The 21,788-nt window shown below is 60.0% G+C and carries 20 protein-coding genes and 1 tRNA gene; 8 read left to right on the top strand and 13 right to left on the bottom strand.

The features are described from left to right. Positions 1-680: 680 nt before the first annotated feature. Both nrdD and nrdG read left to right on the top strand, forming a co-directional pair. Positions 681-2,852 carry an anaerobic ribonucleoside-triphosphate reductase gene (nrdD, locus tag LKD23_RS09395; protein WP_227621430.1) on the top strand — a complete coding sequence of 724 codons (2,172 nt, stop codon included), beginning with the start codon at positions 681-683 and terminating at the stop codon, positions 2,850-2,852. Continuing rightward, positions 2,852-3,406: an anaerobic ribonucleoside-triphosphate reductase activating protein gene (gene nrdG, locus LKD23_RS09390; protein WP_227621429.1), complete on the top strand. Its 555-nt coding sequence runs from the start codon at positions 2,852-2,854 to the stop codon at positions 3,404-3,406. Before nrdD ends, nrdG begins: the two co-directional genes overlap by 1 nt. 394 nt (positions 3,407-3,800) lie before the next feature. On the opposite strand, the gene LKD23_RS09385 is transcribed toward nrdG, so the two are convergent. Next, positions 3,801-5,375, bottom strand: a complete 1,575-nt coding sequence (locus tag LKD23_RS09385; protein WP_227621428.1) for a RecQ family ATP-dependent DNA helicase — start codon at positions 5,373-5,375, stop codon at positions 3,801-3,803. Positions 5,376-5,594: 219 nt separating this feature from the next. Here LKD23_RS09385 and LKD23_RS09380 point away from each other — a divergent pair, with 219 nt between their 5' ends. Beyond that, positions 5,595-6,623, top strand: coding sequence for a glycosyltransferase family 2 protein (locus tag LKD23_RS09380; RefSeq protein WP_227621427.1), 1,029 nt, complete (start codon positions 5,595-5,597; stop codon positions 6,621-6,623). Between the two features lie 144 nt (positions 6,624-6,767). Then, positions 6,768-7,049 (top strand): hypothetical protein, encoded by a 282-nt coding sequence (locus LKD23_RS09375; protein ID WP_227621426.1) that lies wholly within the window; start codon positions 6,768-6,770, stop codon positions 7,047-7,049. 60 nt (positions 7,050-7,109) lie between these two features. Here the strand turns inward: LKD23_RS09375 and LKD23_RS09370 are convergent, their stop codons facing one another. From LKD23_RS09370 to ruvC, 12 genes are all read right to left on the bottom strand, one after another. Next, the gene (locus tag LKD23_RS09370) at positions 7,110-9,410 is read right to left on the bottom strand and encodes an ATP-dependent Clp protease ATP-binding subunit (RefSeq protein WP_227621425.1); all 2,301 of its coding nucleotides are present in this window, start codon (positions 9,408-9,410) and stop codon (positions 7,110-7,112) included. Between the two features lie 23 nt (positions 9,411-9,433). Beyond that, positions 9,434-10,129, bottom strand: coding sequence for a hypothetical protein (locus tag LKD23_RS09365; protein WP_227621424.1), 696 nt, complete (start codon positions 10,127-10,129; stop codon positions 9,434-9,436). Positions 10,130-10,149: 20 nt separating this feature from the next. Further along, positions 10,150-11,382 (bottom strand): DUF5711 family protein, encoded by a 1,233-nt coding sequence (locus LKD23_RS09360; RefSeq protein WP_227621423.1) that lies wholly within the window; start codon positions 11,380-11,382, stop codon positions 10,150-10,152. A 78-nt stretch (positions 11,383-11,460) separates the two neighbouring features. Beyond that, on the bottom strand, positions 11,461-12,204 hold the full coding sequence (gene truA / locus LKD23_RS09355; RefSeq protein WP_227621422.1) for a tRNA pseudouridine(38-40) synthase TruA: 744 nt from the start codon (positions 12,202-12,204) through the stop codon (positions 11,461-11,463). Positions 12,205-12,417: 213 nt separating this feature from the next. Beyond that, positions 12,418-13,233, bottom strand: coding sequence for an energy-coupling factor transporter transmembrane component T family protein (locus tag LKD23_RS09350; protein ID WP_227621421.1), 816 nt, complete (start codon positions 13,231-13,233; stop codon positions 12,418-12,420). Beyond that, the gene (locus LKD23_RS09345; protein WP_227621420.1) at positions 13,227-14,150 is read right to left on the bottom strand and encodes an energy-coupling factor transporter ATPase; all 924 of its coding nucleotides are present in this window, start codon (positions 14,148-14,150) and stop codon (positions 13,227-13,229) included. The genes LKD23_RS09350 and LKD23_RS09345 overlap by 7 nt, the downstream gene beginning before the upstream one ends. Before the next feature lie 14 nt (positions 14,151-14,164). Continuing rightward, positions 14,165-15,004, bottom strand: a complete 840-nt coding sequence (locus LKD23_RS09340) for an energy-coupling factor transporter ATPase (protein WP_227621419.1) — start codon at positions 15,002-15,004, stop codon at positions 14,165-14,167. A 245-nt stretch (positions 15,005-15,249) separates the two neighbouring features. Further along, complete coding sequence (locus LKD23_RS09335; RefSeq protein WP_227621418.1) at positions 15,250-16,125, bottom strand: class I SAM-dependent methyltransferase; 876 nt, start codon at positions 16,123-16,125, stop codon at positions 15,250-15,252. Between the two features lie 32 nt (positions 16,126-16,157). Then, positions 16,158-17,522: a phosphoglucosamine mutase gene (gene glmM, locus LKD23_RS09330; RefSeq protein ID WP_227621417.1), complete on the bottom strand. Its 1,365-nt coding sequence runs from the start codon at positions 17,520-17,522 to the stop codon at positions 16,158-16,160. A 14-nt stretch (positions 17,523-17,536) separates the two neighbouring features. After that, on the bottom strand, positions 17,537-18,592 hold the full coding sequence (ruvB, locus tag LKD23_RS09325) for a Holliday junction branch migration DNA helicase RuvB (RefSeq protein WP_227621416.1): 1,056 nt from the start codon (positions 18,590-18,592) through the stop codon (positions 17,537-17,539). Positions 18,593-18,595: 3 nt separating this feature from the next. After that, positions 18,596-19,207 (bottom strand): Holliday junction branch migration protein RuvA, encoded by a 612-nt coding sequence (gene ruvA / locus LKD23_RS09320; protein ID WP_227621415.1) that lies wholly within the window; start codon positions 19,205-19,207, stop codon positions 18,596-18,598. Between the two features lie 151 nt (positions 19,208-19,358). Further along, positions 19,359-19,871, bottom strand: a complete 513-nt coding sequence (gene ruvC / locus LKD23_RS09315; protein ID WP_227621414.1) for a crossover junction endodeoxyribonuclease RuvC — start codon at positions 19,869-19,871, stop codon at positions 19,359-19,361. Between the two features lie 184 nt (positions 19,872-20,055). Here ruvC and LKD23_RS09310 point away from each other — a divergent pair. From LKD23_RS09310 to LKD23_RS09295, 4 genes are all read left to right on the top strand, one after another. Further along, a tRNA-Val gene (locus LKD23_RS09310) sits at positions 20,056-20,131 on the top strand. 118 nt (positions 20,132-20,249) lie between these two features. Then, positions 20,250-20,777, top strand: coding sequence for a GNAT family N-acetyltransferase (locus tag LKD23_RS09305; RefSeq protein WP_227621413.1), 528 nt, complete (start codon positions 20,250-20,252; stop codon positions 20,775-20,777). A 209-nt stretch (positions 20,778-20,986) separates the two neighbouring features. Then, the gene (locus tag LKD23_RS09300; protein WP_227621412.1) at positions 20,987-21,499 is read left to right on the top strand and encodes a hypothetical protein; all 513 of its coding nucleotides are present in this window, start codon (positions 20,987-20,989) and stop codon (positions 21,497-21,499) included. Positions 21,500-21,513: 14 nt separating this feature from the next. Further along, positions 21,514-21,759, top strand: coding sequence for a hypothetical protein (locus tag LKD23_RS09295; RefSeq protein ID WP_005943479.1), 246 nt, complete (start codon positions 21,514-21,516; stop codon positions 21,757-21,759). Positions 21,760-21,788: the final 29 nt, after the last annotated feature.

Here is a 21,788-nt window from a genome sequence, read left to right as displayed (position 1 = left end):
CGAAAATAGGTTCCGTTACAAGTTTTTCGATATTGTTCAATTTTCAAGGTCCTGTAGCGCCTCAGCCAAGCGGCTGAAGACTTGATTATTTTACCACAGAAGTGGTTTTTTGTCAAGCTTTATTTTTTCGAAGTTTTTCGTTTCTTACCGAACTTGGAGCATCTCGAAAGTCTCTCGCATTCCTGCCGGACTTTCTCGCGTCTATTGGTTCTTTTCGCTTCACTTCTAGCTGAGGCTCGGAAGTCATTCTTTTGTCTCAGCGCTTGGCGCTCAAGTATAATACCACATCACCGCCCGGATGTCAACACTTTTTTACTTCTTTTTTCAAGTTTTTTCGCACTGACTGAAATCGGCTTCATCCTCTTGTATTTTTCAGGCAGAGACTTTTTGTCTGTTATAATGTATTATATAAAGGGCAAAGTATAGACGACGACCTTTATTACGCCAAGGAAAGCCCCCGCTTCCCTTGCACAAATTGTCAAGAGGTTCCGTCTCAAATTTTGTTCCGGAAATTCTCCGTTATTTTTGGCGAAAGCTACAAAACACAAAATGTAGTGGTTCTTCCATTGACATATCACTAAATAGTGATATGATAGTATCAATGAATCACGAGACTTGCGGGTGCCTCTTGCACAAGGAGACACCCGTTCACACTGTATATGCGACACAGGAGGAGCGCTATGAAGATCATCAAACGCAACGGTGCTGAAGTACCCTTCGATATTACCAAGATCATCACCGCTGTCACCAAAGCCAGCGATTCGGTGGGCGGCAAGGCCCGTCTCTCCCGGGAGCAGATCACTGACATCGCCGCAGCCGTGACCGATCAGTGTCAGGCACTCAACCGCGCCATCAGCGTGGAAGAGATACAGGATATGGTGGAGAACCAGCTCATGGACATCAAGGCCCATGACATCGCCCGCCACTATATCACCTACCGCTATATCCAGAGCCTCAAGCGCCAGACCAACACCACCGACGAGCGCATCCTGAGCCTTATCGAGTGCCAGAACGAGGAAGTCAAGCAGGAGAACGCCAACAAGAACCCCACCGTCAACAGCGTCCAGCGCGACTACATGGCCGGTGAGATCTCCAAGGATCTGACTGCCCGCCTGCTGCTGGACCCCGAGATTGTCAAGGCTCATCAGGAGGGTCTCATCCACTTCCACGACTCCGACTACTTTGCCCAGCATATGCACAACTGCGACCTCATCAATCTGGACGATATGCTCCAGAACGGCACGGTCATCTCGGGCACCTATATTGAGAAGCCCCACAGTTTCTCCACCGCCTGCAACATCGCCACCCAGATCATCGCGCAGGTGGCCTCCAACCAGTACGGCGGCCAGAGCATCAGCCTGACCCACCTTGCCCCCTTCGTGGACGTCTCCCGCAAGAAGATCGCCGCTGAGGTCGAGGCTGAGATGGAGGGTCTGGATGTTTCTGCCGAGCGCAAGCGCGAGATCGTGGAGCGCCGCCTGCGCAATGAGATCAACCGCGGCGTCCAGACCATCCAGTATCAGGTCGTCACCCTTATGACCACCAACGGTCAGGCTCCCTTCATCACCGTCTTCATGTATCTGGGTGAGGCCCGCAACGCGCAGGAGAAGGCCGACCTTGCCATCATCATCGAAGAGACCATCCGCCAGCGCTATCAGGGCGTGAAGAATGAGGCCGGTGTCTGGATCACCCCCGCCTTCCCCAAGCTCATCTATGTGCTGGAGGAGGACAACATCCACCCCGGCGACCCCTACTACTATCTGACTGAGCTGGCTGCCAAGTGCACCGCCAAGCGGATGGTACCCGACTATATCTCCGAGAAGAAGATGCTCGAGCTGAAGGTAGACAAGAACGGCGAGGGCCACTGCTACACCTGCATGGGCTGCCGCAGCTTCCTCACCCCTTATGTGGACCCCGAGACCGGCAAGCCCAAGTATTACGGCCGCTTCAATCAGGGCGTCGTGACCATCAATCTGGTGGATGTGGCCCTCAGCTCCGGCGGCAACTTCGACAAGTTCTGGAAGATCTTCGACGAGCGTCTGGCGCTCTGCCACCGCGCTCTGCAGGCCCGCCACAAGCGCCTGCTGGGCACCCCCAGCGATGCCGCCCCCATTCTGTGGCAGTATGGCGCACTGGCCCGCCTCAAGAAAGGCGAGAAGATCGACAAACTCCTCTTTGGCGGCTACTCCACCATCAGTCTCGGCTACGCCGGCCTGTATGAGTGCGTGAAGTATATGACCGGCAAGAGCCACACCGACGCCGGCGCAAAGCCCTTCGCCCTCAGTGTGATGCAGCATATGAACGACAAGTGCAACGAGTGGAAGAAGGCCGAAAACATGGACTATTCCCTCTACGGCACTCCGCTGGAATCCACCACCTACAAATTCGCCAAGTGCCTGCAGAAGCGGTTTGGCATCGTGCCCGGCATCACCGACAAGAACTATATCACCAACAGCTATCACGTCCATGTTTCGGAGACGATCGATGCGTTCACCAAGCTGAAGTTCGAGAGCGAGTTCCAGAAGCTGTCCCCGGGCGGTGCCATCAGTTATGTGGAAGTCCCCAATATGCAGGATAATCTTGAGGCCGTGATGAGCGTGCTGCAGTTCATCTACGACAACATCATGTACGCCGAGTTGAATACCAAGTCGGATTACTGCCAGTGCTGCGGCTACGACGGCGAGATCAAGATCGTCGAAGACGACGGCAAGCTGGTGTGGGAGTGCCCCAAGTGCGGCAACCGTGACCAGAACAAGCTGAATGTCGCCCGCCGTACCTGCGGCTATATCGGCACCCAGTTCTGGAATCAGGGCCGGACGCAGGAGATCAAGGATCGGGTGTTACACTTGTAATGAACTACGCAACCATTAAATATTATGACATCGCCAACGGGCCGGGGGTTCGCACCAGCGTCTTCGTCTCCGGGTGCCGCCACCACTGCCCCGGCTGCTTCAACGAGGTGGCATGGGACTTCGGTTACGGTTCCCCCTTCGACAAGCCCGTCCGCAACGAGGTATTCGCCTCCTGCAAGCCGGATTATATCGCGGGCCTCTCCCTGCTGGGCGGCGAACCGATGGAGCCGGAGAACCAGCGGGAGCTGGTGACTTTCGTCCAGAATTTCAAGGCCCTCTACCCGAAGAAGACCGTCTGGTGCTACTCCGGCTACACATGGGAACAGCTGACCGGCAAGGTTCCCTGTCCCGCACGGTGTGAAGTCACCGACGAGCTGCTGCGTCTGCTGGACGTGCTGGTGGATGGCCGCTTCGTGGAGGCTGAACACGACATCTCCCTCCGTTTCCGGGGCAGCCGGAACCAGCGTCTGCTGGATGTGCCCAAGTCCCTCGCCGCCGGGCAGCCGGTGTGGTGGCAGGACGAAAAGGTCTTCTCCACCCATACGATGGAATGACAAAAAGAGCGCAGACCTTTCCACGAGCCGAGTGGCTCATCGTGGAAGATCCGCGCTCTTTTTCTATCTTTTTGTCGAGGCTTATGATATACTAAAGATGCTGGCCTTCTCCGTCCAGTTGGAAGGAGGTGAGTTCCTATGGATATTACCACATTCATCCTGTCCGTCGCAGCAGGCGTTGTCGCAAACTTCGTCTACAAGTGGCTTGGCGGCTGGTTCAAGGACAGCAAGCACTAAAAGAATGACCCCCCTTTTGAGAGATTGCAGCTCTCTGAGGGGGGTTGTTCTTTCTTCGTGAGTCCTATGTGTGAATTACCACATTCACTATCTTCAGTATATGCAAAATCCCGGAAAAGTCAAGCAGAACGCAGAAAATTTACAGTTCCGGCCCTGCTCACCGCGAGTTGACCATCTCCTCGATGACCCGTAGGAAGGCCATGCCATACCGCGCGGCCTTCTTCTCGCCGACGCCGGTGATGTTCAGGAATTCGTCCATGCTCAGAGGCCTGCTCTGAACCATCTCCCGGAGGGTGGCGTCGCTGAACACCATATAAGCCGGGACGTTCTGCTTTGCAGCGAGACGCTTGCGCAGAGCGTAGAGCGCCGCCAGAAGCTTTTCGTCGGCCTCACTGAGGTCGGTGTTGGCGGCAGCGCGGCGGGCAGACAGCCGCCGGGAGTTGGCCGCAGCACGCTGCTTCGCGGCAGCGGCCCGCTCTTCCACCTCCTGCGCATTCTGCTCGGCAAAGAGACAGCAGGAGCAGTTGCCGCACTTCTCGGGTGCAGCCTCCCCGAAGTAGTTCAGCATGAACCGCCGCAGGCACTTTTGGGTGGTGGAGTAGAAGGTCATATACTTGAGCCGTTCCTCCGCCTTGCGGGCAGCCTCAGCCTTGACGTCGGCAGGCAGGCCGTTGTCGGCCTCCATCTCCTTGTCGATGAAAAAGCGGATGGTCCGCACGTCCGTACCGGAGTAGAGCAGGATGCAGCGGGACGGCAGACCATCGCGGCCTGCACGGCCCGCCTCCTGATAGTAGCTCTCAAGGTCCTTGGGCATATTGTAGTGGATAACGAACCGGACGTTGGGCTTGTCGATGCCCATGCCGAAGGCATTCGTCGCCACCATGATCTGGACCCGGTCGTAGAGGAAGTCGTCCTGATTCTTCCGCCGCACCTCGGCGTCCAGCTTGGCGTGATACGCCGCCGCCCGGATGCCCCGGCTCTGAAGCAGGCGGGCCGTCTCGTCCACCTGCTTGGTGGTGCTGCAATAGACGATGCCCGCGTTGTCTCCCTCCCGCAGCACGAGGTCCAGCAGCTCCTTCGGTTTCTGGCTGGGCAGGGCGCGGCGGGTCTCGAAGTAGAGGTTGGGCCGGTCAAAACCTGTGGTCACTTCGTAGGGCTGATGGAGGTCGAGGTGGCTGCGGATGTCGTCCCGCACCCGGGCCGTGGCGGTGGCCGTGAACGCGCCCACCACCGGGCGGCTGGGCAGGCTGTCCACGAACGCCTTGATCCGCAGATAGCTGGGGCGGAAGTCCTGTCCCCACTGGCTGATGCAGTGGGCCTCATCCACCGTGACCATGCTGATAAGTTTTTCCTGCGCGAACCGCTGGAAGCCCGGCATCTCCAGCCGCTCCGGGGCGACATAGATGATCTTATACCAGCCCTCCCGGGCGCGGTGGAGCATCAGGGCTTTCTGGTTGTCGGTGAGGCTGTTGTTGAGGAAGGCCGCCGCCACACCGGCCTGCACCAGCGCGCCCACCTGATCCTTCATCAGGCTGACCAGCGGCGACACCACGATGGTAATGCCGGGCAGCAGCAGGGCCGGCACCTGATAGCAGATGGACTTGCCCGCGCCGGTGGGCATCACGGCCAGCACGTCCTGCCCGTTCAGCAGCCGCCGGACGATCTCCTCCTGCCCGGGGCGGAAGCTGTCGTAGCCAAAAACTTTTTTTAAGATAGAATGCGGGTCTGCCATGTGCTCCTCCTGCTTTTTGGTTCCTGTAACTGTACTATTATAGCACAGCCCGGCCCGAAATGGTACCAAAATGCTTTTCTGCTGTCGTTTTTTGAAGGTATTTGCTGGTCTTCCTAGCTTTTTGTGCGCGAAAATGATATAATAAGAGTACATATCTCCATCTCCGGCCATTTTTTGCTCTGCGCAAGGCCGGGCAAGCACGATAAGGAGCTTATTATTATGCAGCAGAAACTCATTACCTTTGCCGTCCCGTGCTACAACTCGGCGGCCTATATGCGCCATTGCATCGAGACCCTGCTCTCCGCCGGGGAGCAGGCCGAGATCATCCTTGTGGACGACGGTTCCGTGAAAGACGAGACCCCAGCCATCTGCGACGAGTACGCCGCCAAGTACCCCACTATCGTCAAAGCCATCCATCAGGAGAACGGCGGCCATGGTGAGGGCGTCAATCAGGGCATCCGCAACGCCACCGGCCTCTACTACAAGGTCGTGGACAGCGACGACTGGCTGGACACCGACGCCCTCAAGAAGGTGCTCTCCCGCCTGCACGCCCTCGTGACCCGCGGCACCGCCCCCGACCTCATGATCTGCAACTACGTCTATGAGCACACCGAGGACGGCACCAGCCACACCGTGCGGTACACCAACGTCTTCCCGCAGGAGCGGCTCTTCACATGGATGCACGTGGGCCGCTTCCGCCCCGACCAGAACCTGCTGATGCACTCGGTCCTGTACCGCACCGAGGTGCTGCGCCAGTGCGGCATGGTGCTGCCCAAGCACACCTTCTATGTGGACAACATCTTCGTCTACCAGCCCCTGCCCTTCGTCAAGACCATGTATTATATGGACCTCGACCTCTACCGCTACTTCATCGGCCGCTCCGACCAGAGCGTCAATGAGAGCGTCATGGTCAAGCGCGTGGATCAGCAGCTCCGCGTCACCCGGCACATGATCGACTGTCAGGACCTCGACGCCCTCAAGGGCGAAAAGAAGCTTCGGGCCTATATGCTCCACTACCTCTCGATGATGATGGCGGTCAGCGACATCTTCCTGCTGCTGGACGGCAGCGCCGAGGCCAAGGAGAAGCAGAAGGGCCTGTGGCAGTACCTGCGCGAGCACACCAGCGCCACAGTCTACCGCTCCATCCGCTTCGGTTTCGGCGGCGTGACCAACCTGCCCTTTCCCAAAGGCGACGACATCGTGCTGGGCGGCTACCGCATCGCACGGAAGATCTTTAAGTTCAACTAAATTCACAATTGTTGCACACAACAGGGTCGCTGCGCAGGCAGCGTCCCTGTTTTTCGCTTTTTTCGGTCATTTGTTAAGAATCCTTCAATCATTCCACCTGAAAAGATGTTGCTTTTTAAGCGATGAGATAGTATAATCCTTTACATGAGCTGCCGGGCCACCCGCTGCAGCCCGAGCATCCAGAAATACCTCGGCATCACCCTGCTGCCTCAGGCCGGTGTGGCGCTGGGCATGGCCGCCGAGGCCGCCGAGCTTTCCGACGGCCACATGGTGCGCAACGTGGTGCTCTTCTCGGTGCTGGTGTATGAGCTGGTAGGCCCCACCCTCACCAAGCTGGCGTTGACCGCCGCCGGGGAGATCATCCCCGAGGGCCGCACCAGCGCACGCACCGCCAACAAGCCCGAAGTTCCGGTGTCCCTCGACTGAGTTTTCCGCGTACTATAAAAGGCACTCCGAAGCGCTTCGGAGTGCCTTTTCGTTTGTGCTTTACTTCAGGATGACTTCGCCGTTCTCGGCGTCCACGGTCAGGCTCCCGCCTGCCTTCAGAGTGCCGTCGATGATGCGCTCGGCGGCAGGGTCTTCCACCGCCTTGCGGATGACGCGGCGGAGGTCGCGGGCACCGAACTTGCCGCCCTGACTCTTGGCCACGAGGGCGGACAGCGCCGCCGGGGTGTAGCGGTAGGCGATGCCCTTCGATTCCATGCTGGGCTTGTACTCGTCCAGCATGAGGGCTGCGATGCCCTCCAGCGTCTGCTGGCTCAGGGGCTTGAAGGCGATGACCTCATCCACGCGGCCAAGGAACTCGGGCCGCAGGAACTGGCTCAGGGCCTTGCGGGTCTTTTCCTCGCTCAGCTGCTCCTCGCTCTTGTTGAAGCCGAGTCCGGAGGTGCTCTTGTCGCCGCTTCCGGCGTTGGAGGTCATGCAGATGACCGTGTTGGAGAAATCCACCGTCCGGCCCTGTGCATCGTTGATCTTGCCCTCGTCCAGAATTTGGAGCAGGATGTTCATGACGTCGGGGTGGGCCTTTTCGATCTCATCGAAGAGGACGACGCTGTAGGGGCGGCGGCGCACCTTTTCGGTGAGCTGACCGGCCTCCTCGTAGCCCACATAGCCCGGAGGCGAGCCGATCATGCGGGACACCGCATACTTCTCCATATACTCGCTCATATCGAGGCGGATGAGGGGGTCAGGGCCGTCAAAGAGCTGGTTTGCCAGCTGCTTGACCAGCTCGGTCTTGCCGACGCCGGTGGGGCCGACGAAGATGAAGCTGGCCGGGCGGCGGCGTCCCGACAGGTCGGCACGGCTCCGCTTGACGGCCTGCGCCACGAGATGGACGGCCTCGTCCTGACCGATGATCTTCTTTTTCAGCTCCGCTTCCAGCCCGGCCAGCTTTGCGAACTCCGTCTCCTGAATTTTTACCGCCGGGATGCCCGTCCACAGCTCGATGACCTTGGCCACATCATCCATCGTGACCCTGATCTCGCTGGCTGCGGCCTGCTTTGCGGGCAGCTCAGCTTCCAGCTTTGCGATGCGGGTCTTCCGCTGGGCCACCTGCTCATAGTCGATGGCCTCGTTGACGTCGGCAGACTCCATCTCCGCCTCCTCCTGCTTCAGGCCGTCCAGCTCCTTCTGCATTTCGAGGTATTCCGAGATGACCGGATGGGCAAGGTTGCAGCAGGCGCAGGCCTCGTCCAGCAGATCGATGGCCTTATCGGGGAGGTAGCGGTCGGTGATGTACCGCTCACTGAGGGTAACGATGGCCGAGAGGACATCCGCCTCCACCTGCACATGGTGGTGCTCCTCGTAATACTTCTTGATGCCGTTCATGACGGCCAGCGTATCGGCCACGCTGGGTTCCTCCACCCGGACGGGCTGGAAGCGGCGCTCAAGGGCCTGATCCTTCTCGATATACTTGCGGTACTCGTTGAAGGTGGTGGCGCCGATGACCTGAATTTCGCCTCTGGACAGGGCAGGCTTGAGGATGTTGCCCGCGTTCATCGCGCCCTCGCTCTCGCCCGCCGAGGTGATGGTATGAATTTCATCAATAAAGAGGATGATGTTGCCCGCGGCCTTGACCTCACTGAGCAGGCCCTTGACCCGCTGTTCGAACTGGCCCCGGAACTGGGTGCCGGCCACGAGGCTGGTCAGATCCAGCAGGAAAATTTCCTTGTCCTTCAGGCCCACGGGGACGTCGCCCTTGGCGATCCGCTCCGCAATGCCCTCAGCGATGGCCGTCTTGCCGACGCCCGCCTCGCCGATGAGGCAGGGGTTGTTCTTCTGGCGGCGGCTCAGAATCTGAATCGTGCGGTAAATTTCGCGGTCGCGGCCCACGATGTCGTCCAGCCTGCCCTCCCGGGCCTTGCGGGTCAGATTCTCACAATAGGTATCGAGGAATTTGCGACGGGGTGGCTTCTTGCCGTTTTTCTGGGCTTTTTTGCCGTTTCCGGCTTCGCCCTCCGCCTTGACGCCCAGCGGGAAGGTCGCGCTGGAGCCGGGCACGAGGTCGTCATCTCCCTCGCTCTCCTCGCCCTCCGTCGGCTGGCCCATATTCATCATGAGGGAGAGGGGATTCGCGTCTCCCATCTCGTCCATCATGCTCTCCATCCGGTTTTCCATGTTGTCCATGTCCTCGTCGGACATCCCGAACTGCTTCATCAGGTCCTCGACGGGCTTGATGTGCAGTTCACGGGCACAGTGCAGGCAAAAGCCTTCATTTTTCATCTGGCCGTTCTCCATCCGCTGGACGAAGATGATGGCCGGACGTTTCTGGCAGCGATTGCAGACCATATAGGTTCCTCCTAAGCTCCCCTTTACAGGAAGGGGTTGAACAGATTGAATGCTTTATAGTAAAGGCTGCTGCTCATGACCGTGTCGTTCAGGACGGTCAGATTGCCGCCCGTGATGACGATGATGGCCCACACCACGCATAGCACAAGGTAGATGTCCATCGTGCTGGCGATGCAGCCGGTGAGCCAGCCCAGCCAGCGGTTGACGGTGCCGATGACCGGCAGCCGGTTGACGAGGCCCAGCACGGTGACCAGCATACTCACCAGCATCCGCAGCAGGGCAAAGGTCACGAAAAAGAGCACCACCGAGATGACCGGCGTCAGCAGCGGGGCCAGCACCTTCTGGACGATGACGTCCGCCAGCACCACGGCGTTGTCGCTGAGCACGGCTGAGATGGAGCGCTCGCAGGCCTCCACGATGGAGGCGCGGAAGCTCTCGGGCAGAAAGCCCGCGTACTTGTCCGCGATGCCGGTCAGGTCAACGACCCCTCCGGCAGAGATGTTCTCGGCGATCTGGGTGCGGAAGCTCCCGGCCAGAAACCGCTGGAACACCTCGACGGCAGCCCAGCCCGAAAAGACCCGGGCACCCACGAGGCTGAAGACGTTCCCACCCAGCTGGACGCTGGCCGCGAGGAAGCCCTTGCGGGCGTAGCGCACGGCCAGCAGCAGCCAGACCACGGTACATACTATATCAAAAAGAAATGACGGATTCTTGAACATACCTTATTTTCCTTATTCTATCATGGATTGCCCGAGGCACTGGTTTCCGCCTCGGGAGGAGTCAGCACCTGCACGGCGTTGCCGCAGAAGACCAGCAGCTGCTTCCGGTCGGCCAGCAGGCCCTGCGGCCGGGCGGAAAGGCCCTGCTGCCACTGGGAGGCACCGTCGGTGGAGAGACACTCCACGCCGCTGTCGGTGAGCAGATAGAAGCTCTGCCCGGCCCGGACGATGCGGTTGGCCGCCTGCACCTGCGCTGTGCCCTCCACGTTCAGCTCACGGCCCAGCATCACCGCCTGACAGAGCTGGCCGGAGGCCAGCAGCAGGGCGGCATTGCCCGAGGCATCCACCGAGATGTCCCGGAGGGTCTGGCCGGTGAAGTCGTAGGCAGCTTTTTCGCCGCCCGATGCGTTGTAGAGGACGGCGCGGCTGTCGCAGAGGGCCAGTACACTCTGGGCGCTGGGCCAGCTCAGCCACTGGGCCGCGCCGCTGCCGCTGCCCACAAGGACAGGGTCGCCCTGCGCCAGCGTGACGATGTAGAAATTCGTCACCATCTGCCCGCCGCTGACCGTCACCGCCGCCACCGCCAGCCGCCGCCCATCCGGCGAAAAGGCCATCCGCAGCGGCGTGCCGTCGGTGGTGGTGAGGCTCCAGCTCAGCTGCTCCTCCATCGAGGAGGAGTAGATCCGCAGTCTGGCGGCGCTGCCGGGGTCTTCGGTGACGACGGCCAGCGTGCCGTTGTCGGCCATCGCGCAGAGGGTGATGCTGTTCTCCATCGTCTTGGTGTAGAGGTTCTGGGTGCGGCTCTCCACCCGCAGCTCATTGCCCGAGCGGTTGTAGAGCACGAAGCGGTTCTTGCCCGCCGCCAGCGCTGGCCGGGCGTAGCCGCTCTGGATGGCGTTGAGGCGGGTGCCGGTGCGGGACCAGACCACGCACCCCTCTTCCCCCAGCTCCACAAAACTTCCGTTCAGGGCGGCAAGCTGCTCCACCTCCATGACGCCGGTCTGCTGGGGCCAGCCCGTCCCCGGAAAGAGCAGGATGCGGGCCGTGTCGGCCCAGTCCTTGGCCATTGCCACCGAGCTGCCCACAAAGCCGGTGGCGAACAGCACCACCAGCGTCAGCGCCGCGACGATGAGCGCGGTGCGCCGGATGCGCCGGTTCCGCACCCGGGCGCGGGCCTGCTCGAGGTACTCGACCCGGCCCTCCGAAAGCGGCTCGTCCGACGCGGGCCGGAAGCCTCGATGCTTCTTTCTCATACGTTCCTGTCCCCTTCCTGCAACGACAGTGCTCCCAAAGGGGGCATTCCCCCTCCGGGAGCACCGGTCGTGTTTGTGTTAATCGTAGTCCACGCTCTTGAGGAAAAGCCCCTTTGCCGCCAGCGTCGGGCCGGCGTTTTTCCGGTCGCAGCTGGCGAGGATGCCCGGCACCGCCTCGGGCGCAAGACGGCCTGCGCCCGCCTCGCAGAGGGTGCCCGCGAGGATGCGCACCATGTTGTAGAGGTATCCGTCTGCCGTCACCGTGATGTCGATGTCGTCGCCCCGGCGCTCGACCTCACAGGCCGTGATAGTGCGCACGGTGTCGCCGTGGGCGGCTGCCGAGCTGCCCGAAGCGCAGAGGGCAAGGAAATCGTGCGTCCCCACAAAATACTGTGCCGCCTGCTGCATCCGGTCGGCGTCCAGCCGCCCCGGCACCTTGGTGTAATAGCGGGAGGCGAAGGGCGAGTCGATCGGACTGTTGTGGATGCGGTAGAGGTAGGTCTTTGTGTGGGCCGCATAGCGGGCGTGGAAGTCGTCGGGCACCACCCGCGCCTCCAACACCCGGATGTCCGGGGGAAGATGCTGATTGAGGGCCAGCGGCAGCTTTGCCGCCGGGATGCGGGTGTCGGCGTGGAAGTTGAGCATGAAGCCCAGCGCGTGGACGCCTGCGTCGGTGCGGCTGCAGCCCTTGATGTCGGGGCGGCTGCCCAGCACCGCCTCCAAGGCGTCCTGAAACGCAGCGGCCACGCTCCGCCCGTTGGGCTGCACCTGAAACCCGCAGTAGTTGGTGCCGTCGTAGGCTAAAGTAAGAAGATAGTTCATCTACGAAATTACAACTTTCCCGTTCGTATCATTCAAAATCGGAGAAACGAGAAAAAAGCTTTTAGCGGAGCGGCTTAGCTTTTTTCCGTTTCGACTTCCTCTTTGGGGTCTGAAAGGGGCGAGCAGCCCCTTTCTCGTGGATCCAGCGCGTCGAAATTGCTGGTGGTTTTCTGGTTCTCTTTTGACACCAAAAGAGAACAAATTCCTCGCTCTTTAGAAGTTCGGGAACACCAGCCTCGACGCCAAGATCACTGCAAAGCAGGCGAGGCAGACCGCGAGGTCGATGTAATCCTGTCTCGTGCAGCGCAGCACCTTGAGGCGGGTGCGGCCGTCGCCGCCGCGGTAGCAGCGGCACTCCATGGCCATGGCCAGCTCGTCAGCGCGGCGGAAAGCCGAGATGAACAGGGGCACCAGTACCGGCACCAGCGCCTTGATGCGCTCCGTCATCTTGCCGTTGTCCAGCTGTGCACCGCGGGCCTTCTGGGCGTTCATGATCTTATCGGTCTCCTCGATGAGGGTGGGGATGAACCGCAGCGCAATGCTCATCATCATCGCCAGCTCGTGCACCGGGAAGTGGAGCTTCCCGAGGGGCTTCAGCAGCTGCTCGATGGCATCCGTCAGGACGATGGGGCTGGTGGTGTAGGTCAGCAGGCTGGTGCCTGCGATAAGGGCCATGACACGGACGGCCATCAGCACAGCATACCGGATGCCCTCCGCGTAAACGGTCAGAAAACCGAGCTGAAACACCGGGTCGCCCTCGCCTGAGACGAAAAAGAGGTTGAGCACCGCCGTAAAGACGATGATGGGGAAGATGGGCTTCAGGCTCTTGACGATGAGCCGGAAGGGGATCTTTGCCACCGCATACATCACCGCGAGGAAGATCAGCGAGAGCGCAAGGCCCAGCGGGTTCGACGCCGCAAAGAGCAGCACGATATACAGGATGGTCAGCACCAGCTTGAGCCGGGGGTCAAACCGGTGGACGAGGCTGTTGCCCGGGAAGTGCTGGCCGATGGTAATATCTCTCAGCATCCGGCTGCACCCCCTTCCTGCGTATTTTTATTCCGGGGCAGGACGAGAGTCTCTCCCGCATCCCGCCGGGCCTTTGCCGCCAGAATGGTCTTGACGGCGTAGGGGATGGTGTAGACGTCCGCCGGGACATCCACCCCCATCTCCCGCAGCTTGAGGAAGATCTTCGTCACCTGCGGGACGGAGAGGCCCAGTTCCAGCAGCTCCGGCGCACGGGCGAAGACCTTTTCCACCGTGTCGTACATGGCGATCTTCTTCCGGCTCATCACAAGCACCTTATCGGCGTACTTGGCGATGTCCTCCATGCTGTGGGAGACGAGAAGCACGGTGGTGCCGGTCTTCTTGTGGTAGTCCTTCACTTCCGAGAGGATCTCATCTCTGCCCTCGGGGTCGAGGCCCGCCGCAGGCTCGTCCAGCACGAGGATACGGGGCTTCATGGCCATGACGCCGGCCACGGCCACACGGCGCTTCTGACCGCCGGACAGCTCGAAGGGGCTGCGCTCCAGAAGCGCCTCATCGAGGCCGACGAACCGGGCCGCCTCATGGACGCGCGCGTCGATCTCCGCCTCGTCCAGCCCCATGTTCTTGGGGCCAAAGGCGATGTCCTTGTAGCAGGTCTCCTCGAACAGCTGGTACTCCGGGTACTGGAACACCAGACCCGTCAGGAAGCGGAAATCTCTTATCTTTTCCGGCTCGGCCCAGAGGTCGCGGCCATCAATGATGATCTTACCGCTGGTGGGCTTGTTCAGCCCGTTCATATGGGTGATGAGGGTGCTCTTGCCGGAGCCGGTGGCCCCGATGATGCCCACGAAATCGCCCTCTTCCACCTCAAAGCTCACGTCGTCCAGCGCAGTGACCGCATTCGGCATACCGGGATTGTAGACATAGCTCAGGTGTTCTACTTTAATGATGCTTGCCATGCTTCCGCCCCCCCTTATTTCAGCAGCTCATACAGAGCCTGTGCGCATTCGCCGGTGTCGATGATGCCCTCGGGCAGGGGGATGCCGGCCTTGACCAGCTCATCCCGCAGCTCTGCGGCCTGCGGCACATCGAGGCGGAGGGCGCGGACCTTCTCGGTCTGGCTGAACACCTCTTTCGGCGTGCCCTCCATCACCACTTTGCCCCCGCTCATCACCAGCACACGGTCGGCCTGTGCGGCCTCCTCCATGTAGTGGGTGATGGACACCACGGTAATGCCCATGTCCTTGTTGAGGTGGTGGATGGTCTGCATCACCTGCTCACGACCCCGGGGGTCGAGCATGGCGGTGGCCTCGTCGAGGATGAGGCAGTCAGGCCGCATGGCAACGACGCCTGCGATGGCCACGCGCTGCTTCTGGCCGCCCGAGAGGTTGTGGGGCGCCCGCTCCCGGAACTCGTAGATGCCCGCCATCTTCATGGCGTCATCGACGCGGCGGCGCATCTCCTCCGGCGGGACGCCGAGGTTTTCCAGCGCAAAGGCCACGTCCTCTTCCACCACCGTCGCCACGATCTGGTTGTCGGGGCTTTGGAACACCATGCCCACGGTCTGGCGGATGTCGTAGAGCTTGTCCTCGTCGGCGGTGTCCATCCCCTCGACGTACACCTTGCCCTCCTCCGGCAGGAGGATGGCATTGAAATGCTTGGCAAGGGTAGACTTGCCGCAGCCGTTCGCGCCCAGCACGGCCACGAACTCGCCCCGCCGGACCTGCATGGAGACGCCGTTGAGCGCGTAGCCCGGCTGCTCCGAGTCATAGCGGAACTTTAAATTTTCTGCTGTCAGTATCGTTTCACTCATTTGTTTTCTCTTTCTGGTGGTGCGCCCCTCCGAAAGGGGCTGTACCCCATACTATAAGGTGGTCAACCTCTCCGTCACGGCTGACGCCGTGCCACCTCTCCTATCGAGGAGAGGCCTTGGCATTCCGGAAAGTTCCGCCTCTTCGCCAGAGGCTCCCCTACTAGGGGAGCTGGCGCGAAGCGCCTGAGAGGTTGTATGGAAGGACAGCCTGACCCAAAGGCCCCTGCCCTTACGGTTTGAAAATTTTATTCCTCCCAGATCGCCGTCGCGCCGCAGGGCACGACGCCGCCGGTGGCGGAGACGGGCAGGCCGATCTCGTCGCAGGAGGTCTGCCCGCCGAAGCGGGGCACCAGCGTCGTCTTGAGCATATATTCCATGACGGCGGGCGACAGGCCGGTGGTGTAGCTGTTGACGGCAAAGAAGAGCGGCTGATCGCTCAGGACCTCCTCGCACTGGCTGATGAGGTCGTAGATGCAGTCTTCCAGCTTCCAGATCTCGCCGCCGGGGCCGCGGCCATAGCTGGGCGGGTCCATGATGATGCCGTCGTAGGTGTTGCCCCGCCGCTTCTCGCGGGCGACGAATTTGGCGCAGTCGTCCACCAGCCAGCGGATGGGACGGTCTGCAAGGCCGCTGGCGGCGGCGTTGTCCTTGCCCCATGCCACGATGCCCTTGGAGGCGTCCACATGGCAGACGGTGGCCCCGGCAGCCGCACAGGCCAGCGTGGCGCCGCCGGTGTAGCCGAAGAGGTTCAGCACCCTGATGGGGCGGCCTGCGGCGCGGATCTTCTTTGCGTACCACGCCCAGTTGACGGCCTGTTCGGGGAAGACGCCGGTGTGCTTGAAGCCGGTGGGGCTGACGATGAGGGTCAGCTTATCCTCCCCTTCGCCGCAGCTGATCTTCCACTTCTCGGGCAGACGGCGGCGGTATTCCCACTCACCACCGCCCTGATTGGAGCGGTGGTAGACGGCGTCTGCCTTGGCCCAGAGAGGGCTTTGCTGGGGCGTCTTCCACACCACCTGCGGGTCAGGCCGAACCAGCAGCGTCTCACCCCAGCGTTCCAGCCGGTTGCCGTCGGTGGCATCCAGCAGCTCGTAGTCTTTCCATGTATCTGCAGGGCGCATATGCGTCCTCCTTCCTGCTTTTTGTCTGTAGCTTAACCCTCGAGACCCTCGAGGATGCGCTTGTTGATCTTCTCCACGATGCGCTTGGCGCAGCAGTCGATGGCCTCGAGGTCCTGACCCTCCACCATGACGCGGATCTTCGGTTCGGTGCCGGACACCCGCACCAGCACGCGGCCCATGCCCATCAGCTTCTGCTCCTCATTCTCGATGAAACCGGCCAGCACCTCGTCCGTCTTGTAGGCGGCCTTCTGGGCAGCATTGGCCACGACATTCACCAGCACCTGCGGGTACTGGGCATAGATGCCGTTCAGCTCGCTCATCTTCTTGCCGCTCTCGGCCAGCAGCCTGAGCAGCTTGCCTGCGGTCAGCTCGCCGTCGCCGGTGGTGGCGTGGTGGAGCAGGATGACGTGGCCGCTCTGCTCGCCGCCGATGGCGTAGCCGTTCTCCCGCATATTCTCGAGGACGTAGCGGTCGCCTACGGCGGTCTTTTCGGTGTTGATGCCCTGAGACTCCATATACTTGACGAAGCCGAGGTTGGACATAACCGTAACGACAGCGGTGTTGCCGTCCAGACGGCCCTTATCCTTCATCGCCATCGCCAGCAGGGCGATGATCTTGTCGCCGTCAAGCTCCTGCCCCTTCTCGTCGCAGGCGAGGCAGCGGTCGGCGTCGCCGTCAAAGGCGATGCCGCAGTCGAAGCCGCCCTCGACGACAGCCTTTTCCAGATTATCCAGATGGGTGCTGCCCACACCGGCGTTGATGTTCCTGCCGTCGGGGCTGACGCCGAGGAAGGTGCACTTTGCGCCCAGACGGGGGAACAGCTGCCGGGCCACCTCGGCAGACGCGCCGTTGGCGCAGTCGATACAGACGTTCAGGCCCGACAGGTCGCCGCCGATGGACTCATACAGATGCTCGACGTAGTCCTTGATGCCGTCGATGCGGCAGGTCACACGGCCCACACCGTCGCCGGTGGCCAGCGGGATGCCCGCACACTTGTCGTCGATGTGTGCCTCGATCTCCTCTTCCACATCGTCCGGCAGCTTGTAGCCGGTCCCGGCGAAGATCTTGATGCCGTTGAACTCCATCGGGTTGTGGGAGGCCGAGATGACGACACCGGCGTCGGCGTTGTACTTGCGCACCAGATAGGCTACGGCGGGGGTGGGCACGACGCCCAGACTCTCGACGTCCGCGCCCACACTGCACAGGCCGGCCGTCAGGGCAGCTTCCAGCATATCGCCGGACTGGCGGGTGTCCTTGCCGATGAGGATGCGGGGCTTATGGCCGGTGCTGCTGGTCAGCACGGCGGCAGCGCCGCGTCCGATGAGCATCGCCATCTCACAGGTCAGATCTGCACCGGCCACGCCGCGCACACCATCGGTACCAAAATACTTTCCCATAGTAAATACCTCGCTTAAAATAAGCTCTGTTGTCCATTGTCCTCGGCGCTGCCGCTCTCAGGCGCTTTCAGGCCGAGGTGTTCGTAAGCAAGCCGGGTGGCACAGCGGCCCCGCGGCGTCCGGGTCAGGAAGCCCATCTGCATCAGATACGGCTCGCACAGGTCTTCCAGCGTCACAGCCTCCTCGCCGAGGGCAGCGGCCAGCGTTTCCAGACCCACCGGCCCGCCGTTGTACATCTCGATGATGGCGCGCAGCAGGCTGCGATCCAGTTCGTCCAGACCCAGTGTGTCCACGTCCATCCGCTTGAGGCTCAGCAGCGCCACTTCCCGATCGATGACGCCGTCGCCCAGCACCGTGGCAAAGTCGCGGACCCGCTTCAGGAAGCGGTTCGCCACGCGGGGCGTGCCCCGGCTGCACTTTGCCAGCTCGTAAGCACCCTCGGGGGTGATGGGCTGGTCAAGGATGCCCGCCGACCGGATGATGATGCGGCTCAACTCATCGGGGCTGTAAAGCTCCAGCTTGAGCAGCACGCCGAAGCGGTCCCGCAGCGGGCCGGTGATCTGGCCCGCGCGGGTGGTCGCGCCCACCAGCGTGAAGCGGGGCAGATTGATGCGGATGCTCTGGGCGCTGGGGCCTTTTCCGATCATGATGTCCAGCGCGTAATCCTCCAGCGCCGGGTAGAGTACCTCTTCCACCTGCCGGGAAAGGCGGTGGATCTCGTCGATAAAGAGGACGTCGCCCTCCTGCAGATTGGTCAGCAGGGCGGCGAGGTCGCCGGGCTTCTCGATGGCCGGGCCGCTGGTGATGCGGATCTGCACCCCCATCTCGTTGGCGATGATGCCGGCCAGCGTCGTCTTGCCCAGACCCGGCGGGCCATAGAGCAGGATGTGATCCATCGGCTCGCCCCGGCGCTTGGCCGCTTCGAGATAGATCTTCAGGTTCTGCTTGACCTTTTCCTGTCCGATGTAGTCTTCGAGGTGCTGGGGGCGGAGGTTGTTCTCCTCGCTGTCCGCCGCCGTCATCCCGGGCTGCATCATTTTTGCGCCATAGAGCGCGGTTTCATCCTGCATCGTTTACCTCCTGCCCGCCATGCTGCGCAGTGCCAGCTTGATGATCTCTTCCACGGGGAGCGTGCCGTCGATTTTGGAGACGGCCAGCGCGGCCTCGCTCTGGCTGTAGCCCAGCGACACCAGCGCGGCGATGGCCTGCCCTGCCCCCTGCGCAGCGGCGGTATCCGCAGCCGCGCCTGCTACATTCTCAAGGTCGATGCCGCCTGCAAAGCCCTTGGCCACCTTATCCTTCAGCTCCAGCACGATGCGCTGGGCCAGCTTCGGGCCGACGCCGGACGCAGCCTTGAACGCCTTGTGGTCTCCCGCCGAGATGGCCAGCGCCACACGGTCCGGCTCCATGACGCTCAGGATGGCCAGACCCACCTTCGCGCCCACGCCCGACACCGAGGTGAGCAGCTCAAAGCAGGCCTGCTGCTCCTCGCTGGCAAAGCCGTAGAGGCTGACGTCGTTCTCCGTGACGCTCATCACCGTGTAGATGGTGGCTTCCTTGCCCACGCCGGGCAGCGCACCGGCCACGCTGGCCGGGCACTGGGCGTAGTACCCCACGCCGCCGCAGCAGATGACCACAGCGTTCAGGGTCTTTTTGATGATCTTTCCGGTTAAGCTGTATATCATATCTCTTTCTCCGCTTGGCTAAACCTCTCCGTCACGCCTACGGCGTGCCACCTCTCCTATCGAGGAGAGTCCTTGGCATTCCGTAAAGCGTTCCCTCTTCGCCAGAGGCTCCCCTCGGTAGGGGAGCTGTCTGCGAAGCAGACTGAGAGGTTCAGATAGGGCCTGGCACTCTCCGCACGAAGCGGTTGAGCTGGCTGCCATTGGTGTGGCAGAAGGTAATGGCCATCGCCAGCGCGTCGGCGGTATCGTCGGGCTTGGGGATGGCGGGCAGGTGCAGCAGGACACGGGTCATCTCCTGCACCTGTTTTTTCACGGCCTTGCCGTAGCCGGTAACGGCCTGCTTGACCTGCATGGGGGTGTACTCGTAGATGGGAAGCCCCGCCTGCGCCGCCGCCAGCAGGATGACGCCGCGCGCCTCGGCCACGCCGATAACGGTGGTCTGGTTGTGCTGGTAGAACAGCTTTTCGATGGCCAGCGCCTCTGGCCGTGTCCGCTCGATGACCTCCCGGATGCCTGCATACACCTCATCCAGCCGCCGCTCGAACGGCACACCGGCGTCTGTGCACACCGCGCCGAAATCCACCGGTGCAAAGCGGTTTCCCGCATAGTCCACCACGCCCCAGCCCACGATCGCGTAGCCCGGGTCGATGCCCAATACTCTCATTCTGCGATACCTTTCCTATTGTAATCATCTTATTATAGCACAGCTATAAAAAAGGGGCAACGATAACCTTTTCGCTTCCCCTGCCTGCGGCAGAAAGATTTTTTTAAGATTTTTGCAAAAAAGGCTTGATTTTTATTCCATCCTATGCTATCATAATTGAGCTGACTACAGCAAAATAGAATATGGACGGTTAGCTCAGCTGGTAGAGCATCTGCTTGACGTGCAGGAGGTCACAGGTTCGAGTCCTGTACCGTCCACCATACAGTTCGTACTCGAACCCGATTCTTTATGAAAAGGGTTCGGGTACGTTTTTTGTTTACAGGAGGTTTTGAGAAAGGGCTACTCGGCCCATAAGCCGGAATGTGAAAGGATGAGAAGATGACCTTTTTAGAAACAAATCGGCTCAGACTAAGAAATGTAAGTCCTAAAGATGCGATTCAGATGGTTGATTATCGAAATAATGAGCGATGCTCGAAATATCAACGAGGCCAGACGAAAGATTATAAGGATATTGTTACTTTGATCGAGCGTAATAAAGACAATGCCCTGAATATCTCATCGCCGACTATGATTAGTGTTGCATTAAGAGAAACGGATGTCATGATTGGCGAAATCGTCGTTATGCCTAACGAGGGCACAATTTCTTTAGGGTACACATTTTCTTATAAAGTTCACCGAAACGGTTACGCCTATGAAGCCTTGTCCTCTTTAATTGAGTATTTACACAAGCACTATCCTCAGTGGGATTTTATCTGTTTTACTGAAAGAGAGAACATTCCAAGTATGAGCCTTTTGAAGAAGCTGGGATATACGAATTTGGGTTATCTGCCGTCAAAGAATTCTCAAGTATTTGGAAAGTGGCTTCGCCAGGACACATTAGAAGAAATCACAAGTGCGGTTCGATAACTCCTGGTTTGTCGCAACCTCAACAGCAGGGTTTGGGGCACCGCACGCCCCAACAAGAATCTGTTCCAAAGGGAGCAAGAATTTTCAACAACTGAAAATTTGTGGCCACGGGACGGTTCTTGCTCTCACACTTTCACTCTCTTTGCGATTTTCTTTCTTGAAAGTCTATCGTTCTTTCGTTATAATAAAACTGAAAGAAGGTGGGCATTATGACTTTGCAATATTTTGTCACAGCATCCGATACGGGCAATAGGATTCCGATTGAGGTTGACAAGTCAACTCCCGCTGACCTTGCTGCAACCAAAGAAAGCTGGCAGACCGACTGGACAAGTGAGTTCATCGGTGACCCCGCACTGGAAAAGTACACGGCTAAAACCGAAAACGGCGAAATCGTAGCATTGGGTGCTTACCGCGAAACAGAATCCAGCATGTTCGTTTATATTGAGTACATCGAAAGCCACCCGGAGAGCAACCCGACGCTGACCCTTCAGAAAAAATATCTGGGCATCGGGCGTATGATGATCGCGTTCGGCATCCAGCTTTCCATTGATTCCGGTAAAAACGGCGTCGTCACTTTTGAAGCTAAGACGGATGAACTTGCAAAACATTATATCCGGGATTTTGGCGCGATCCGGGTCTTTGCCAAACAGTCCGGCGGGCCGATCATGCTGATGCTTGCCGACAATGCGGCGCTTTCGCTCTTCAATACATATCTTTCCTGAAAGGTGGTGCTCCCATGGATATTGAAGTCAAACGAATGTCCCCTACTGCTATTGAAATGCTTGACCAACTCAGCGCAGTCTGCAAACGGTTCGGCGTTGATTACTATGCAGCTTCCCAAAATCAGCGTGATCTGCTGGACAGCATTGCCCTGCACGAATATCAACTGAAAAAAGCACACGAGCAAGGGCTGAAGCGTTCCGAGGTGCCGCCGTTTCTTGGTTTGAAGCGCTCTGACCGCAGCAACGATATGCCTGCTTAAAGGTTCGACTGCTGTGGATAATGCTCCAC

This window comes from Faecalibacterium butyricigenerans (genome assembly GCF_020687345.1).
Taxonomy (GTDB): Bacteria; Bacillota; Clostridia; order Oscillospirales; family Ruminococcaceae; genus Faecalibacterium; species Faecalibacterium butyricigenerans.
The sequence above is the reverse complement of the archived record's forward strand: the minus strand, read 5'-3'. Positions and strand labels throughout refer to the sequence as shown.